General features: G+C 60.8%; 11 protein-coding genes and 2 tRNA genes. 2 read left to right on the plus strand and 11 right to left on the minus strand.

The window, feature by feature from the left end; all coding sequences use genetic code 11:
• Positions 1–51: 51 nt before the first annotated feature.
• From tsaA to rimO, 5 genes are all read right to left on the minus strand, one after another.
• Positions 52–750 carry a tRNA (N6-threonylcarbamoyladenosine(37)-N6)-methyltransferase TrmO gene (gene tsaA, locus AC1RBR_RS06210; protein ID WP_492563468.1) on the minus strand — a complete coding sequence of 233 codons (699 nt, stop codon included), beginning with the start codon at positions 748–750 and terminating at the stop codon, positions 52–54.
• Between the two features lie 202 nt (positions 751–952).
• Positions 953–1,420, minus strand: a complete 468-nt coding sequence (locus AC1RBR_RS06215) for a YehS family protein (protein ID WP_095138416.1) — start codon at positions 1,418–1,420, stop codon at positions 953–955.
• A 72-nt stretch (positions 1,421–1,492) separates the two neighbouring features.
• Entirely contained in the window at positions 1,493–2,203 is a 711-nt protein-coding gene (locus tag AC1RBR_RS06220; protein ID WP_123587001.1) for an rRNA pseudouridine synthase, read from the minus strand.
• A 188-nt stretch (positions 2,204–2,391) separates the two neighbouring features.
• Positions 2,392–2,865 carry a GNAT family N-acetyltransferase gene (locus tag AC1RBR_RS06225; RefSeq protein ID WP_492563471.1) on the minus strand — a complete coding sequence of 158 codons (474 nt, stop codon included), beginning with the start codon at positions 2,863–2,865 and terminating at the stop codon, positions 2,392–2,394.
• A 222-nt stretch (positions 2,866–3,087) separates the two neighbouring features.
• Positions 3,088–4,425 (minus strand): 30S ribosomal protein S12 methylthiotransferase RimO, encoded by a 1,338-nt coding sequence (gene rimO, locus AC1RBR_RS06230; RefSeq protein ID WP_024011887.1) that lies wholly within the window; start codon positions 4,423–4,425, stop codon positions 3,088–3,090.
• Between the two features lie 349 nt (positions 4,426–4,774).
• Between rimO and AC1RBR_RS06235 the strand changes: the two genes are divergently transcribed.
• A complete protein-coding gene (locus AC1RBR_RS06235) occupies positions 4,775–6,616 on the plus strand; it encodes a potassium transporter Kup (protein WP_492567219.1) in 1,842 nt (613 codons plus the stop codon).
• Between the two features lie 404 nt (positions 6,617–7,020).
• On the opposite strand, the gene AC1RBR_RS06240 is transcribed toward AC1RBR_RS06235, so the two are convergent.
• The 4 genes from AC1RBR_RS06240 to AC1RBR_RS06255 form a co-directional block, all read right to left on the minus strand.
• Positions 7,021–8,313, minus strand: coding sequence for a virulence factor family protein (locus AC1RBR_RS06240; protein WP_492563472.1), 1,293 nt, complete (start codon positions 8,311–8,313; stop codon positions 7,021–7,023).
• A complete protein-coding gene (gene mprF / locus AC1RBR_RS06245) occupies positions 8,313–10,952 on the minus strand; it encodes a bifunctional lysylphosphatidylglycerol flippase/synthetase MprF (RefSeq protein WP_492563474.1) in 2,640 nt (879 codons plus the stop codon). Before mprF ends, AC1RBR_RS06240 begins: the two co-directional genes overlap by 1 nt.
• 279 nt (positions 10,953–11,231) lie before the next feature.
• Positions 11,232–11,308, minus strand: a tRNA-Met gene (locus AC1RBR_RS06250).
• Positions 11,309–11,528: 220 nt separating this feature from the next.
• A tRNA-Met gene (locus tag AC1RBR_RS06255) sits at positions 11,529–11,605 on the minus strand.
• A gap of 280 nt (positions 11,606–11,885) precedes the next feature.
• Here AC1RBR_RS06255 and dinB point away from each other — a divergent pair.
• Complete coding sequence (gene dinB / locus AC1RBR_RS06260) at positions 11,886–12,947, plus strand: DNA polymerase IV (protein WP_253149040.1); 1,062 nt, start codon at positions 11,886–11,888, stop codon at positions 12,945–12,947.
• A 119-nt stretch (positions 12,948–13,066) separates the two neighbouring features.
• On the opposite strand, the gene AC1RBR_RS06265 is transcribed toward dinB, so the two are convergent.
• Both AC1RBR_RS06265 and AC1RBR_RS06270 read right to left on the minus strand, forming a co-directional pair.
• Positions 13,067–14,020, minus strand: coding sequence for a hypothetical protein (locus tag AC1RBR_RS06265; protein WP_027614341.1), 954 nt, complete (start codon positions 14,018–14,020; stop codon positions 13,067–13,069).
• A 17-nt stretch (positions 14,021–14,037) separates the two neighbouring features.
• Complete coding sequence (locus AC1RBR_RS06270) at positions 14,038–15,753, minus strand: proline--tRNA ligase (RefSeq protein ID WP_492563476.1); 1,716 nt, start codon at positions 15,751–15,753, stop codon at positions 14,038–14,040.
• Positions 15,754–15,863 lie beyond the last annotated feature (110 nt).

The following is a 15,863-nucleotide window of genomic DNA, read 5'->3' on the forward strand; positions in this document are numbered from 1 at the left end:
GAAAGCCCGCGTTGCCTGAGAAGGCAGCGCGGGCTTTTTCGTTTCCGGGGTTTACGCCGAGGCCGGGATCACTTCCAGCACGCAAATCTGCTCCGGCGTCGGGTAATGCCAGCGCACGTCCAGGTCCCAGAACTGCGCACCGTACTCGCGCTCCGGTGCCGGCGTCTGATACGCCGGGCGCGGATCCTGCGCCAGACACTGCTCGATCAACTCGACCAGCGGCTCGCCGAGGCGCTGAGCATGGCCATGCGCCTGTTGCAGCGCGGCGTCCGTCCACCGCACGTCAATCAACTGTGGCGCGGCGCTGGCGATGCTGTTGGAGGCTTCGGGGATGATATCGGCGTAAGGCACATAGGGTTTGATATCGAGGATCGGCGTGCCGTCGAGCAAATCGATGCCCGAAATGAACAGCCGATTGGTCTCGACCTTGTCCAGCTTCACCACTGACTGCCCGATGCCATTGGGGCGGTGAGTCGCACGGGTGGCGAACACGCCCATGGACTTGTTGCCGCCCAGCCGTGGCGGGCGCACTTTCAGGCGCGGCTTCTCTTCCAGCGCCTGATGAAACAGGAACAACAGCCAGACATGGCTGACCTGCTCCAGACCTTGCACGGCGTCTCCCTGATCGAACGGCGCCACCAGCTCCAGCACGCCACGGGCGGCGGGGGCCAGTTGCGGCTGGCGCGGGATGGCGAACTTCTCCTTGAAGCAGGAGCGCACGAAGCCGATGGGGGAGACGTTGTAAGTCATGTTCGGTAATCAAGGCGGGAGCGGGGCGGGCATGATAACCCGCAAGGCTTCAAGGCAGGTGATGACGGGGCCGACGTCTTCGCGAGCAAGCCCGCTCCCACAGGGATCTCGAGTGGAGTCCGGTTTTGTGTCAGCCACAAAACCTGTGGGAGCGGGCTTGCTCGCGAAGGCCGCGCCGCCGATTCAGAGCTAGTAGCGCAGATCAGCCGCGAACGCGCAGGGTCAGGCCCTTGAGGAAGTTGCGCAGCAACTGGTCGCCGCACGCGCGGTAGTTGGTGTGGCCGACTTTGCGGAACAGTGCACTCAGCTCAGGCTTGGACACCGGGAACTCGGCAGCCTTGAGGATCGCGTGCATGTCGTCTTCTTTCAGTTCGAAGGCAACACGCAGCTTCTTCAGGATGATGTTGTTGGTCACCGGCACTTCGATCGGCTGCGGCGGACGGCTTTCGTCCTTGCCACGTTTGAAGATCACCAGGCCATCGAGGAAGTGCGCCATGACTTCGTCCGGGCAGCGCACGAAGCCTTCTTCGTCTTCTTCTTTCTTGTCGAGGTACGCGACGACGTCTTTGAGCTCCACGTCCAGACCGCCGAGCTTGATGATCTCGATGACTTTCTTGTCGCTGATGTCGAGCATGTAGCGCACGCTGCGCAGTACGTCGTTATGAATCATGTGGGTAATCCTGATAATCGTTGTGGGCAGCACGCAGGCGCGCTGCCGGAATGTTTGGCAGCAGTGGAAGCCTTAGAACTTCTCTTTGCCGGACAGATAGCGCCATTGGCCGACCGGAACCTTGCCGATCGACACACCGCCGATACGGATGCGGCGGATGCCGACGACCTTCAGGCCAACCGCTTCGCAGAACTGCGCGATGATCCCCGGCTGCGGGTTCTTCATGGCGAAGCGCAGGCGGTTTTCGTTCTGCCAGCTGGCCTTGACCGGCGGCAGCTCCTTGCCCTTGTGGGTGAGGCCGTGCTGCAGGCGATTGAGGCCGTGGGCAACCATGTCGCCTTCGACTTCGACCACATATTCCTGCTCGATCTTGGCCGCGTCAGCAGTCAGTTTGCGCAGCACCTTCCAGTCCTGCGTAAACACCAGCAGACCGCTGGCCTTGGGTTGCAGGTCGGCGCTGGCGGTCAGACGCAGAAAGTGCCCGCGCAACGGACGTTTGCCGTAGCGGTGCTCGTCGCTGAGGGTATCGGCGCTGAGCGACTGCATGGCGGTGTCGACATCCATGCCGGCCGGCACGTTGAGCAGAATCGTTACCGGCTCCGGCGCGGTGGCCTGAGCGTCCTTGTCGAGCTCGACCTTCTGGTCGCCGACCTTGAATTGCGGTTCGTCGATCACTTCGCCGTCCACGGTGACCCAGCCGCCCTCAATGAACAGCTCGGCCTCCCGGCGGGAGCAACCGACCAGTTCGATGAGGCGTTTGGAGAGGCGAATCGGGTCAGTCATGACAGGGCCGTAACAAAAAAGGGGTGGGCATTGTACCTGCCTGGCGCCGGTTAAGCCCGGTTCCATTTCGGTAGGTGTTTTTTGTAGGAGTGAGCCTGCTCGCGATTGCCGTCTAACATTCAGCATTGATGTCGGCTGGTCCGGCGCTATCGCGAGCAGGCTCACTCCTACAAGGGTTCTTTGGTGTGTCAGGCGTGGCTTGAGCGCTGCTGGTTCTGCCGCAAGCGCATATGCAGCAACGGATACGGCTGGCCCATGCCATCCACTTCCGAGCGGCCGATCACTTCAAAACCCTGCTTGAAGTAAAACCCCAGTGCCTGCGGGTTCTGTTCGTTGACGTCGAGTTCATCGGCATTCAGATGCTGCATGGCGTAGTTGAGCAGTTTCTTGCCCAAGCCCTGGCCCCGATGCTCGGGATCGATAAACAGCATTTCGATCTTGCCCGCTGCCACTCCGGCGAATCCGGTAATGCGCTGCTGATGATCCCTGGTGCAAATCAGCATCACCGCGTCCAGATAGCGGGTGAGCACCAGATTGCGCAGCAACTCGATGTAGCTGTCCGGCAGGAAATCATGGGTTGCGCGAACCGAGGCCTCCCAGACCCGGGTCAGTTCCTGATAATCGCTGAGTTTCGGCGTGTGGATGACCGAATGCTGACGCATGCCCGTCTGCCTCTTTTCAAATGGATGAGCGGGATTCCTTCCCACTGCAAACGATAGCCGTAAAAAAGCCCCGCATCTCGTAAAAAGAGCGGGGCTTTTGATGACACGACTATCCCCTGTGGGAGCGGGCTTGCTCGCGAAAGCAGTGCATCCGTCGACATATCCAGTGACTGATACACCGCCTTCGCGAGCAAGCACGCTCCCACAGGTACTGCGTGGTGCTTAGATCTGCTCAGCCCAGAGGTCGTATTCGTCAGCGTCAGTCACCTTGCACCAGACCTTGTCGCCCGGCTTGAGGTTGCTGCCGTTGTCGATGAACACGTTGCCGTCGATTTCCGGGGCATCGAAGAAGCAGCGGCCGACGGCGCCTTGCTCGTCGACTTCGTCCACCAGCACTTCGATCTCGCGGCCGATGCGCATTTGCAGGCGTGCCGAGCTGATCGCCTGCTGGTGCGCCATGAAGCGCTCCCAACGGTCCTGCTTGACGTCGTCCGGAACCACTTCCAGGTCCAGATCATTGGCCGGTGCGCCGTCTACCGGCGAGTACTGGAAGCAGCCGACGCGGTCGAGCTGGGCTTCGGTCAGCCAGTTCAGCAGGTACTGGAAGTCTTCTTCGGTTTCGCCCGGGAAGCCGACGATGAAGGTCGAACGGATGATCAGATCCGGGCAGATCTCGCGCCAGTTCTTGATCCGCGCCAGGGTCTTGTCTTCGAACGCCGGGCGTTTCATCGACTTCAGCACTTTCGGGCTGGCGTGCTGGAACGGGATGTCCAGGTACGGCAGGATCTTGCCGGCGGCCATCAGTGGGATCAGCTCGTCAACGTGCGGGTACGGGTAAACGTAGTGCAGACGGACCCACACGCCCAAGGTGCTCAGCGCTTCGCAGAGTTCGGTCATGCGGGTTTTCACAGGCGCGCCGTTCCAGAAACCGGTGCGGTACTTCACGTCGACGCCGTAGGCGCTGGTGTCCTGCGAAATCACCAACAGCTCTTTGACGCCGGACTTGACCAGGCGCTGAGCTTCGTCGAGCACGTCGCCGACAGGACGGCTGACCAGTTTGCCGCGCATCGAGGGGATGATGCAGAAGCTGCAGCTGTGGTTGCAGCCTTCGGAAATCTTCAGGTAGGCGTAGTGACGCGGAGTCAGCTTGATGCCTTGCGGCGGCACCAGGTCGATCAGCGGGTTGTGATCCTGACGCGGCGGCACCACTTCATGCACCGCGTTGACCACTTGCTCGTACTGCTGCGGACCGGTCACGGCCAGCACGCTCGGGTGTACGTCGCGGATATTGCCTTCTTCCACGCCCATGCAACCGGTGACGATCACCTTGCCGTTTTCCTTGATCGCTTCACCGATCACTTCCAGCGACTCAGCCTTGGCCGAGTCGATGAAACCACAGGTGTTGACCACCACCACGTCGGCGTCCTGGTAGGTGGACACCACGTCATAGCCTTCCATGCGCAGCTGGGTCAGGATGCGCTCGGAGTCGACCAGTGCTTTCGGGCAACCCAGAGATACGAAGCCAACCTTTGGATTGGCCGGCGCAGGAGTGGTGGACATGTCTAACCTCGGTATTTTGTGACGTCGCTTGCCGTGTGGGAAAACCGACGGATGGGCGCTTAGGGCGCGCCTCTGATCAAAAAGTGCGCAATTCTAGCGATGAGTAACGCACTTGACCAGCTTTATGCAGGGAAATACGACGAGTGCTGCGCTATGCTTCGCGCCGTTGAGCTTTACCGATTTTTTACAGTCAACAAAACGTCTGTAACAACAGGTAAAACAGCGCATGCTGCACCACAAAGCATAGTGCTTCAGTCAAAGAAGCCGGTTTGAGAATCAGGAGTGTTGGATGGGTCAGGCAAGTAGTCAGGCGGCGGGCGCCGAGCATTCGGCTGCAAAACCGCTGAGCATGCTGGTCGCGGCAGTCGGGGTGGTTTACGGCGACATCGGCACGAGCCCGTTGTACACCCTCAAAGAAGTGTTTTCCGGCGCGTATGGCGTGCCCGTCAATCACGATGGGGTGCTGGGCATTCTGTCGTTGATCTTCTGGTCATTGATCTGGGTCGTCTCGATCAAATACATGATGTTCGTCCTGCGTGCTGACAACCAGGGCGAAGGCGGCATCATGGCGCTCACCGCACTGGCACGTCGTGCGGCGGGCAAGCGCAAGAGGTTGCGTTCGTTGCTGGTGGTTTGCGGGCTGATCGGCGCAGCGCTGTTTTACGGCGACAGCATGATCACCCCGGCGATTTCCGTGTTGTCGGCGATCGAAGGTCTGGGCCTGGCGTTCGATGGCATCGACCACTGGGTGGTGCCGCTGTCGCTGGTGGTGCTGGTCGGCTTGTTCCTGATCCAGAGCCACGGTACGGCGCGCATCGGCATTCTGTTCGGGCCGATCATGGTCACCTGGTTTCTCGTCCTTGGCGCCCTCGGTGTGTATGGCATCAGCCACACGCCAGAAGTGCTGCATGCCATGAATCCGGTCTGGGCTGTGCGCTTTTTCATGGTGCATACCGGCATGGGCGTGGCGATTCTCGGCGCGGTGGTGCTGGCGCTGACCGGTGCCGAAGCGTTGTACGCCGACATGGGCCACTTCGGTCGCAAGCCGATCGCCCGGGCGTGGTTCATCCTGGTATTGCCGGCGCTGGTGCTCAATTACTTCGGTCAGGGCGCCTTGCTGCTGGACAACCCGGACGCGGCGCGTAACCCGTTCTACCTACTGGCTCCGAGCTGGGCGCTGATTCCGCTGGTAGGGCTGTCGACCCTGGCCACGGTAATCGCCTCGCAAGCGGTGATTTCCGGCGCGTTCTCCCTGACCCGTCAGGCGATCCAGCTCGGTTACATTCCGCGCATGTACATCCAGCACACCTCCAGCGACGAACAAGGCCAGATTTACATTGGCGCGGTGAACTGGGCGCTGATGGTCGGCGTAGTGCTGCTGGTACTCGGTTTTGAATCCTCTGGCGCCCTGGCTTCGGCCTACGGTGTGGCGGTGACCGGCACGATGCTGATGACCACCATTCTGGTGTCGGCCGTCATGCTCCTGTTGTGGAAATGGCCGCCGATCCTCGCGGTGCCTGTGTTGATCGGCTTCCTGCTGGTGGACGGTCTGTACTTCGCCGCCAACGTGCCGAAGATTGTGCAGGGCGGTGCATTCCCGGTGATCGCCGGTATCGCGCTGTTTGTGCTGATGACCACCTGGAAGCGCGGCAAACAACTGCTGGTCGATCGCCTCGACGAAGGCGCGTTGCCGCTGCCGATCTTCATCAGCAGCATCCGCGTGCAACCGCCGCACCGCGTGCAGGGCACCGCCGTGTTCCTCACCGCACGCTCCGACGCGGTGCCGCATGCGCTGTTGCACAACCTGTTGCATAACCAGGTATTGCACGAGCAAGTGGTGCTGCTGACCGTGGTCTACGAAGACATCCCGCGCGTGCCGCCATCGCGTCGCTTTGAAGTCGAGGCCCACGGCGAAGGCTTCTTCCGGGTGATCCTGCACTTCGGCTTCACCGACGAGCCGGATGTGCCGCAAGCGCTGAAACTGTGCCACCTGGATGACCTGGACTTCAGCCCGATGCGCACCACCTACTTCCTCAGCCGCGAAACAGTGATCGCCTCGAAACTCGAAGGCATGGCCCGCTGGCGCGAAGCGTTGTTTGCGTTCATGTTGAAGAATGCCAACGGCAACCTGCGGTTCTTCAATCTGCCGCTGAACCGGGTGATTGAGTTGGGGACGCAGGTGGAGATGTAGCCGTGCCCTAACTGGAAAGCCCCCGTCAGCTTCAAGGCCGGCGGGGGCTTTTTGTGCCCGGCAACTTCAGATCAAAAGATCGCAGCCTTCGGTAGCTCCTACATGGAGTGCGAAACCTGTAGGAGCTGCCGAAGGCTGCGATCTTTTGATCTCTGTACCTCTACGGACTTTCAGGCAGGTCGACTTCGGGTTTCGGTCTTGGTTCATTCAGATCGTGAGTCCTGCGCATTTCCCTGTAGGAGTGAGCCTGCTCGCGATGGCGGAGTCTCAGTCCATGATCCGGCATCTGACACTCCGCCATCGCGAGCAGGCTCACTCCTACAGGGGAACGGGATGCTGCTCCGGAATGTAAAAAGCCCCCGCAACCGTGAGGTTGCGGGGGCTTTTCGTTGGAGCGCTTCAGATCACTCTGCCGGCTGATCCTTGGCCTGACGCTTCTCGATCAAGTCCACCAAGCGCTTGGCCAGGGCCGGGTAGTTCTCGTCGAAGTGGTGGCCGCCAGGCAGTTTCACCGCTTCGCCGACTGCCGTCTTGTCGGTGCAGCCGCTTTCATCGGTTTCTTCGGCGCCGTAGATGCAAACGACTTTGGCCGCTGGCAGCTTGGCCATTTCCGGGCCGGTGGCGGCTTCTTTGCCGGCGTTGCCGAGCCAGCCTTCGACTTCGATTTCGAAGCTGCCGGTGCGGGCGAAGGCCAGCAGGATGATGGCGTCGACGCGTTGCTGCTCGGTGTCCGGCAGGCGGTTGTAGATCGCTGGCAGGACGTCGGCACCGAACGAGTAACCGGTCAGAATGAAGCGTTTGGTGCCCCATTTCTGCCGGTAGTGCTGCATCAGTTCGGTCAGGTCCAGCGCGCTTTGCTCCGGGCTCTTGTGCTGCCAGTAGTAGCGCAGGGTGTCGATGCCGACCACCGGGTAGCCGATCTTGGCCATCTCGCCCGCGACGTCGCGGTCGAGGTCGCGCCAGCCGCCGTCACCGGAGAGGAACAGGGTCACGGTGTCTTTGGCCTGACCGGCTGGCACTTCAACCACCGGGATCGCCAGACCGCCGTTGGCCTTGTCGCCGCCAACGAGGATCTTGCGCAATTCGTTGTTCAGCACCTGCGGCAGGTTGATGTCGTAGTCGCTGATGCTGGTTTCGGCGTTCGGTTGATCGCGCACGAAACCGGCGCTGGTGTCGTCCGGGTTGTCGTTCCATGCCACCAGCCAGTGGCCATGAGCCGCGGATTTCGGCAGCAGGTGGGTGCAGCCGGGTTTTTCCAGAGCCAGGTCAACCGAGATCGCCTGGGCCTTGTCGTCCTTCTGCTCGGACAACCAGCGCCAGGCCAGCACGGCGCCAGGGCCGATGCCGCTGACCAGTGTGGCCGGGCCATTCAGTTCGCGCAGGCCGGTTTGCAGGGCGCGGCTCTGTTGCAGGCAGTCCTTGGGCAGAATCACCTGAACGATCTGCGCCGAGGCGCTGCGGCTCAGTGTGCTCAGTTGGTTGTCGGTCAGCTTCTGGTCGTCATTGACCGCGACCAGCACCTGCGCTTTGGGCTGGGTGCCGGGAATGACGCGGGTCATGACCGTGCCGTCGGCGGCCGTCAGTGGTTGCAGAGTCGGTTGCGGTGCCGGGCGTTTGAGGTACCAGTAACCGCCGCCGGCAATCACGGCCAGCACGATCAGTGCGGCCAGGATGTACTTCAGGGAGCGTTGAATCATCAGCGTTTCACCAATCCAGTCAAGCCGCCCGCGATCAGGGCAGCAGTATCGGCCAGCGCCACCAGCGGATCGAGTCCGGCGGGCACTGCCATATAACGGGGTTCCCAGTCAGGCTGGAACTTGTCTTTGAAGCGGCGCAAGCCTTGGAAGTTGTACAGCTGCTCACCACGGCGGAAGACCATCGAGCCCAGACGCTGGGTCAGCGGTGCACCACGCCGGGGTTGCAACCCCGACAACGGCACCATGCCCAGGCTGAAGCGCGCGTATCCGTGACTCTTATAGTGTTGAATCAGGCCGACCATCAGGAATTCCATGGTCAGCTTGGGGGCGTCCGGGTGCGAGCGCATCAGATCGAGACTGGCCAGGTCATGGCTGTAAGTCTCGAGCAGGTTGGCGAACGCCACCGGGCGGCCTTCGAAGCGAATCACCGCAATGCGGAAATGCTTCAGGTAATCGTCGCTGAACCGACCGAGGGAGAAACCTTTCTCGCGCACGTTCTTGCCGGTCAGCCACGCATCGGAAATCACTTTCAGCTCGTCCATCGGCGCCTGGCCTGGCTCATGGATCTCCAGCGACAGACCGTCGCGGGTGCCACGGTTCCAGGTGTAGCGCAGGTCCTTCATCTCTTTGCCCTTGGCTTCCAGGTCAAAGCGCTGCAGATCGACCCGGGCTTCTTCGCCGAGCTTGATCGCGGTCAGGCCGATGTCCATGTAGTACGGCAGGTTTTCCGCACGTACCTGATAGAACACCGGACGGGCGTGATGGATGTCGCACAGGTCGCGGAACTGCCAGATCATCTCGGCGCGTTGCTGGCTTGGGCCGATCGGGTCGTACAGTGCCACCAGGCTGCGGCCACGGCGGGCGTACATCAGGAAGGCTTCGTCGTTCTGGTGAAACAGCAACGCCTTGTCACCGGTCAGCGCGAGGCCACCATCGGGTTGCGACGAGGCCATCAGGATTTTCGCGGCGCGATCCAGTTCGTCCGGGGTCGGCAGATGGATTACCGGGCGCGCGGTACGCAGCAGCCAGGTCAGGGCGATCACCAGCAACAGCACGGCGGCGCCGAGCAACGAACGCAGGCCGCGCGGGGCGTCAGCGTCGAGGGTGAACTGCCACCACAGTTGATGGCTGTACGGCACGTCCTGGTAGGCGAACAGCAGCAACCAGGTCGAAGCGCCGAGGACGCAGAGGCTGGCCACCAGATACAGCGGCGAGAACGGCAATTCGGTCAGGCGACTCGGGCGATAGAACGAACGGCGGAACACCCCGAGCAGCGCGGCGGTGAGCGTCATCAGCGTGGCTTCTTCCCAGTCGAAGCCTTTGAGCAGCGAGAGCAGCGCGCCGACGAGCAACAGAATGGTGGTGAGCATCCACGCCGCTGACAGGCGACGGCGCAGGCCCTGTGCGAGCAGCAGACACAACACGCCGATCAGGCTGGCGCCGAAGTGCGAGGCGTCGACCAGTCGATGCGGGATCAGGAAACCGATGTGTTCAAGACGCGTGTCGATCTCCGGGGTGGCACCGGAAAACAGCAGTACCACGCCGGACAGGAACACCAGCACCGCCAGAATCGGCGCGGCCAGACCGGATGCGGCGCGCATGGTCTGGGTCTGGAACAGGCGCTGGCCTTCGTTGATCAGCAAAAACAGGCAGGCCACCAGCAGCGGCAGCACTACATAGATCAGGCGATAGAGCAGCAGGGCGGCGGCCAGCGGCGCGGCACCGAGGGTGTCGGCAAACGCGGCGAGCAGGATCGCTTCGAAGACCCCGACACCCCCCGGCACATGGCTGAGGACGCCGGCGGCCAGGGCCAGCAGGTACACCAGCAGGAACGCGCCGAACGGCGGGGCTTCCGGCAGCAGCAGATAAAGCACGGTGGCGGCTGCGGCGACGTCGAGGGCGGTGATGATCAATTGCAGGAATGTCAGGCGTCGGCCCGGCAGGCGCAATGTCCGGCGACCGGCCCTGACCAGCAGGTTGTCGCGGTAGGGTTGCTCCGGCAGGCGGCGGCGATAGATGCCGACCGCCAGAATCGCGCCCAGACCCAGCACCACCATGGCAATCGTACCGAGCAAGCCTTCTGACAGGCCCAGTGCGGCGGAGGCGGCGGGCAGGTCGCTCAGGGTCGCGAGAGCCGCGAGCGGTGGCAGGGCGCAACCCAGCGACAGGCTGGCGAACAGCGTCATGTGCGCGACTTCGGAGGCGCCCAGCCCATGGCGTGCATATAAGCGGTAGCGCACCGAGCCGCCAGACAGCAGCGACAGGCCGATGGCGTTGCCAATCGCAAACGCGGTGAAGCCGCCCAACGCCAGAGTACGCGGCGGCAGTGTCACGCCAGCATAGCGGCTGGCCGACCATTCATAGCCGAGCAATATGATGAAGCCGACCACCGTTGCAGCCACTGCGCCGAGCAGGGCCGGTTTCGGCACCGCCAGGATCGAGTCATGCAAGGCATACAGATCGAGTTCGCTCAGCAGATGGCGGCAGGCAATCAGCGCAATGGCAAACAGCAGCAACGTGACTGCCAGACCGATCGGCTGACGGTACTTGCTTAACCGATCTAGCAAGCGCAGGCGCTCGGGTTTGATCGGATGTTCTGCTGTGACGGTGTCTTGTGGATCAGACGAGTTGGCGCGCATCAATCACCTCTTGGATTGTGCGCGACAGGATGGAGGTATCCAGCCAAGTTACCAATCCCTGTAGAAAAAAATAATCACAAAATACTACGCCTCTCATCCGGGATCGGCGAGGGCGGGTCATGGATTGCAGACGTCTTGCCTGCGACTCAAGCATAGTCGCAACTCGGTCGGTCTGATGGTCCTGAGCGTTTCACTGCAGCGTGACAGATCATTGTTGCGAAAGGACTTTTTCCACAGATACAAAAAAGGCCACTCTTTCGAGTAGCCTTTTTTGATGTTTGGTTGCGGGAGCCGGATTTGAACCGACGACCTTCGGGTTATGAGCCCGACGAGCTACCAGACTGCTCCATCCCGCGTCTGTGTGGCGGCATTCTACAGGCGAACGGCGAGGTGTCAACCGCTAACCCCGTAAAGGGTCAAATAAGTGTGAATTTGCGTCAAACGGTCGCAGCGTGGCGGTAAGTTTCGGAAATGCAAAGACTTCCTGTTCGCTCAGGTGCGCTTGGTACAGTGACTCATTGGTAAAACAGGCGCGCACAAAAAAGGCCACTCTTTCGAGTAGCCTTTTTTGATGTTTGGTTGCGGGAGCCGGATTTGAACCGACGACCTTCGGGTTATGAGCCCGACGAGCTACCAGACTGCTCCATCCCGCGTCTGTGTGTCGGCATTCTACAGAGGATCGCCGGGCTGTCAACCTTGAATCTGAATAAATCTGTTCCTGTTCAATCGGTTAGCGCTTTTTGCGGTGTGGACGAATGGAGCGCAGGGCAGATAGGGCAAGGCTTTCAGCTCTATCGAGCGGTGATTTTCGATTGAGAAAATAAATTCATGGTTGTTTTCCTACAGTCTGAAAAGAACCTTCGTACCACTGGTGCTATATACAGGTGTCAGTGAGATACTGCGGATCCGGCTCGCCATGTTTCCTTTTCCGTCATGACCCAGCGAAAAATCATCCACGTCGACTGTGACTGTTTCTACGCCGCCATCGAGATGCGCGACGACCCGAACCTGGCTGGTAAACCACTGGCGGTGGGTGGGTCGGCGGATCGGCGTGGGGTGATTGCCACCTGCAACTATGAGGCGCGGGCGTACGGCGTGCGTTCGGCGATGTCATCCGGGCATGCCTTGAAGCTGTGCCCCGACCTGACCATCGTCAAGCCGCGCATGGATGCCTATCGCGAAGCGTCGAAGGAAATCCATACCATCTTTCGCGATTACACCGACCTGATCGAGCCACTGTCGCTGGACGAGGCCTACCTCGACGTCTCCGACAGCGCGCATTTTGGCGGCAGCGCCACGCGCATCGCGCAGGACATCCGGCGGCGGGTCTCCAATCAGTTGCATATTACTGTGTCTGCCGGCGTGGCCCCGAACAAGTTTCTGGCCAAGATCGCCAGTGACTGGAAGAAACCCAACGGGCTGTTCGTCATTACCCCGGATCAGGTCGAGGATTTCGTCAGTGGCTTGCCGGTGAGCAAGTTGCACGGCGTCGGCAAAGTCACTGCCGACAAACTGGGCAAGTTCGGCATCGTCGATTGCCTGCAACTGCGCGAGTGGGACAAGTTGGCGCTGGTACGTGAATTCGGCAGTTTCGGTGAGCGACTGTGGAGTCTGGCCCGTGGGATTGATGACCGGCTGGTGCACAACGACAGTCGCCGTCAGTCAATCAGTGTGGAAAATACCTACGACGTCGATCTGCCGGATCTGCGCAGTTGCCTCGACAAACTGCCGGAGCTGCTCGAAACCCTGAAAACCCGCATGGCGCGGATCGACAGCAGTTATCGACCGGGCAAGCCGTTCGTCAAAGTGAAGTTTCATGACTTTACCCAGACCACACTGGAACAGGCGGGGGCAGGGCGTGATCTGGGCAGTTATCAGTTGATGCTGACGCAGGCGTTCAACCGGGGCGGGAAACCGGTGCGGTTGTTGGGGGTAGGGGTGAGGCTGGAGGATTTGCGCGGCGGGTTTGAGCAGATGGAGTTGTTTGAGCGCTGAACTCATCAGTGATTTTAAGGGCACCTTCGCGAGCAAGCCCGCTCCCACATTTGACTGCATTCCCTCTGAAGGAACTCGATCAAATGTGGGAGCGGGCTTGCTCGCGAAGCTTTTCAGGCTTAATTCGGTCCCGGATCGGCGACCAGGCGCCCCGCATCCTTGGTCAACGACTTGAGAAACTCAGCCTGCAACTCCGGATCATTACGTGTCAGTTCGATCAGGCTTTGCTCCAGCTCGCTGGCTTCTTCTTCCAGACCCAGTTCCGACAGACGTTTGACCCGGTGAACCCACTGGCTCACTTCGTCGTCTTCCAGATCGTCGTAAATCAACCCGTGCGCTTCGAGCAACTTGCTGCGCAAATGGCTGCTGATCGCCAGGGATGAGTCGCTGTGCACGTCATCCTTGCCGTCTTCGACGCTGATCTGCAGCTTGCCGATATGGTTCAGGTCATTTTCGGCGAACGGACTGTCCAGCAGGTTCAGGCGCAGCACGCCGTTGCGGTCAGTGGTCATGTCGAAGGTCTGCTTGCCGGCCTTGACCTGCACCGGACGCTCGCTCCACGGCAGGCTCGAATACTCCGTGCGCTTGTCGCGCTGGACTTCATCGATACCGGCCAGGTTCTGTTGCGCACGACCGTGGGACTGCACGTTCATGAACGGGTTGACCCCGGCAATGCCGTAGTTCAACCAGTCCTTGGTCACGCTGTCCGGCAGGTTGCCCAGAGCGAATACGTTGACCACATTCGCGCCAATACCGGCGACCACGGCCACTGCACCCAGCGGAATCTCGTAGATTTCGCGCCAGGGCTGATAAGGCGTGTAGCGATCGTAACGACGGGTGACCTCAAACTCGGTGACTTCGAAGGTCTTCTGTTCGTTGATCTTCACGCGTCGTTGCGGCAGCTCGAGCACCTTAGGCTCACCGACATCGATCTGCAGGCTGTGATCGAGCAGTTTGCGCTCGACCCGCTCTTCGTGCTCGCTGCGCTGTGACATCTGATTGGCACAGCCGCTGACCAGCAGGGCGCCGCACAAGGCGGCGCCACCGAGGCCCAAGGTGTTTCGCTTGAACATGAGGTCTCTATCTGGATTCAGCGGCGGATACGGGCCTGAAGGAAGGACACCACGTCGGCGACCGGCAGCGCTTGCGCTTCGGCCTCGGTGCGGCTCTTGTATTCCAGGTTGCCTTCGGCGAGGCCGCGGTCGCTGACCACGATCCGGTGAGGAATGCCGATCAGCTCCATATCCGCGAACTTGATGCCCGGGCTGGTTTTCTTGTCGCGATCGTCCAGCAGCACTTCGAAACCGGCCGCAGTCAGTTCTGCGTACAGTTTGTCGGTGGCTTCGCGCACCTGCTCGGTTTCATAACGCAGCGGCACCAGGGCGATCTGGAACGGCGCCAGGGTGTCGCTCCAGATGATGCCTTTCTCGTCGTTGTTCTGCTCGATGGCGGCAGCGACCACGCGGGATACGCCGATACCGTAGCAACCCATTTCCAGGGTGACCGGCTTGCCGTTCTCGCCCAGCACTTCGCACTTCATCGCCTTGCTGTACTTGTTGCCCAGCTGGAAGATGTGTCCGACTTCGATGCCGCGTTTGATTTCCAGGGTGCCTTTGCCGTCCGGACTCGGGTCACCGGCGACCACGTTACGCAGGTCGGCGACGGTCGGAACTGGCAGGTCACGCTCCCAGTTCACGCCGAAGTAGTGCTTGTCGTCGATGTTCGCGCCGATACCGAAGTCGCTCATCAGCTCGACCGAACGGTCGATGATGATCGGCAGTGGCAGATTCAGCGGGCCGAGCGAGCCGGCGCCGGCGCCAATGGCGTCACGCAGCTCGGTATCGGAAGCCATCACCAGCGGGCTGGCAACGCCTGGCTGGTTGGCGGCCTTGATTTCGTTGAGCTCGTGATCGCCACGGATGATCAGGGCAATCAGCTTGCCTTCTTCTTCGGCGTGGACGATCAGGGTCTTGATGGTCTTTTCAATCGGCAGATTGAATTTTTCCACCAGCGCGGCAATGGTCTTGGTATCTGGGGTATCGACCAGACGCAGCTCTTCGGCCGGCGCTGGACGCGAGGTTTCGCGTGGCACGGCTTCGGCTTTCTCGATGTTCGCCGCGTAGTCGGAACCGTTGCTGAAGACGATATCGTCTTCGCCGGACTCGGCCAGCACGTGGAATTCGTGGGAGCCCGCGCCACCGATCGAGCCGTTGTCGGCTTCAACCGGGCGGAACTTCAGGCCCAGACGGGTGAACACGTTGCAGTACGCCTCGTGCATGCGGTCATAGGTGACCTGCAGCGAAGCCTGATCGGCGTGGAACGAGTAGGCGTCCTTCATGATGAATTCGCGGCCGCGCATCAAACCGAAGCGTGGGCGGATTTCGTCACGGAATTTGGTCTGGATCTGGTACAGGTTGATCGGCAGCTGCTTGTAGCTGCTCAACTCGTTGCGCATCAGATCGGTGATCACTTCTTCGTGGGTCGGGCCCGCGCAGAAATCGCGACCATGGCGGTCTTTGATGCGCAGCAGCTCAGGGCCGTATTCTTCCCAGCGCCCCGATTCCTGCCACAGCTCGGCCGGTTGGGTGCTCGGCATCAACACTTCCAGAGAGCCGGCAGCGTTCATTTCTTCGCGAACGATGGCTTCAACCTTGCGCATTACCCGCAAGCCCATCGGCAGCCAGGTGTACAGGCCCGAAGCGAGTTTGCGGATCATGCCGGCGCGCAGCATCAGCTGGTGGCTGACGACGACCGCATCGGAAGGCGTTTCTTTCTGTGTGGCGAGCAAAAATTGACTGGTGCGCATGGTTGGCCGTTGTCGGTTGCTATGACTGGAAATGACGGAGCAGTGTACCGGCGAGATTTGCCGACGTACAGGATTGCGCTCGGCGGTGAGGCTCGACGGCGGGAATCCTC

This window comes from Pseudomonas sp. GW823-FHT01D03 (genome assembly GCF_058798255.1).

Coding starts and splice junctions, on each gene's coding strand:
- tsaA (WP_492563468.1), bottom strand. CDS start 750: ATGACTTACAACGTCTCCCCCATCGGCTTCGTGCGCTCCTGCTTCAAG.
- AC1RBR_RS06215 (WP_095138416.1), bottom strand. CDS start 1,420: ATGATTCATAACGACGTACTGCGCAGCGTGCGCTACATGCTCGACATC.
- AC1RBR_RS06220 (WP_123587001.1), bottom strand. CDS start 2,203: ATGACTGACCCGATTCGCCTCTCCAAACGCCTCATCGAACTGGTCGGT.
- AC1RBR_RS06225 (WP_492563471.1), bottom strand. CDS start 2,865: ATGCGTCAGCATTCGGTCATCCACACGCCGAAACTCAGCGATTATCAG.
- rimO (WP_024011887.1), bottom strand. CDS start 4,425: ATGTCCACCACTCCTGCGCCGGCCAATCCAAAGGTTGGCTTCGTATCT.
- AC1RBR_RS06235 (WP_492567219.1), top strand. CDS start 4,775: ATGCTGGTCGCGGCAGTCGGGGTGGTTTACGGCGACATCGGCACGAGC.
- AC1RBR_RS06240 (WP_492563472.1), bottom strand. CDS start 8,313: ATGATTCAACGCTCCCTGAAGTACATCCTGGCCGCACTGATCGTGCTG.
- mprF (WP_492563474.1), bottom strand. CDS start 10,952: ATGCGCGCCAACTCGTCTGATCCACAAGACACCGTCACAGCAGAACAT.
- dinB (WP_253149040.1), top strand. CDS start 11,886: ATGACCCAGCGAAAAATCATCCACGTCGACTGTGACTGTTTCTACGCC.
- AC1RBR_RS06265 (WP_027614341.1), bottom strand. CDS start 14,020: ATGTTCAAGCGAAACACCTTGGGCCTCGGTGGCGCCGCCTTGTGCGGC.
- AC1RBR_RS06270 (WP_492563476.1), bottom strand. CDS start 15,753: ATGCGCACCAGTCAATTTTTGCTCGCCACACAGAAAGAAACGCCTTCC.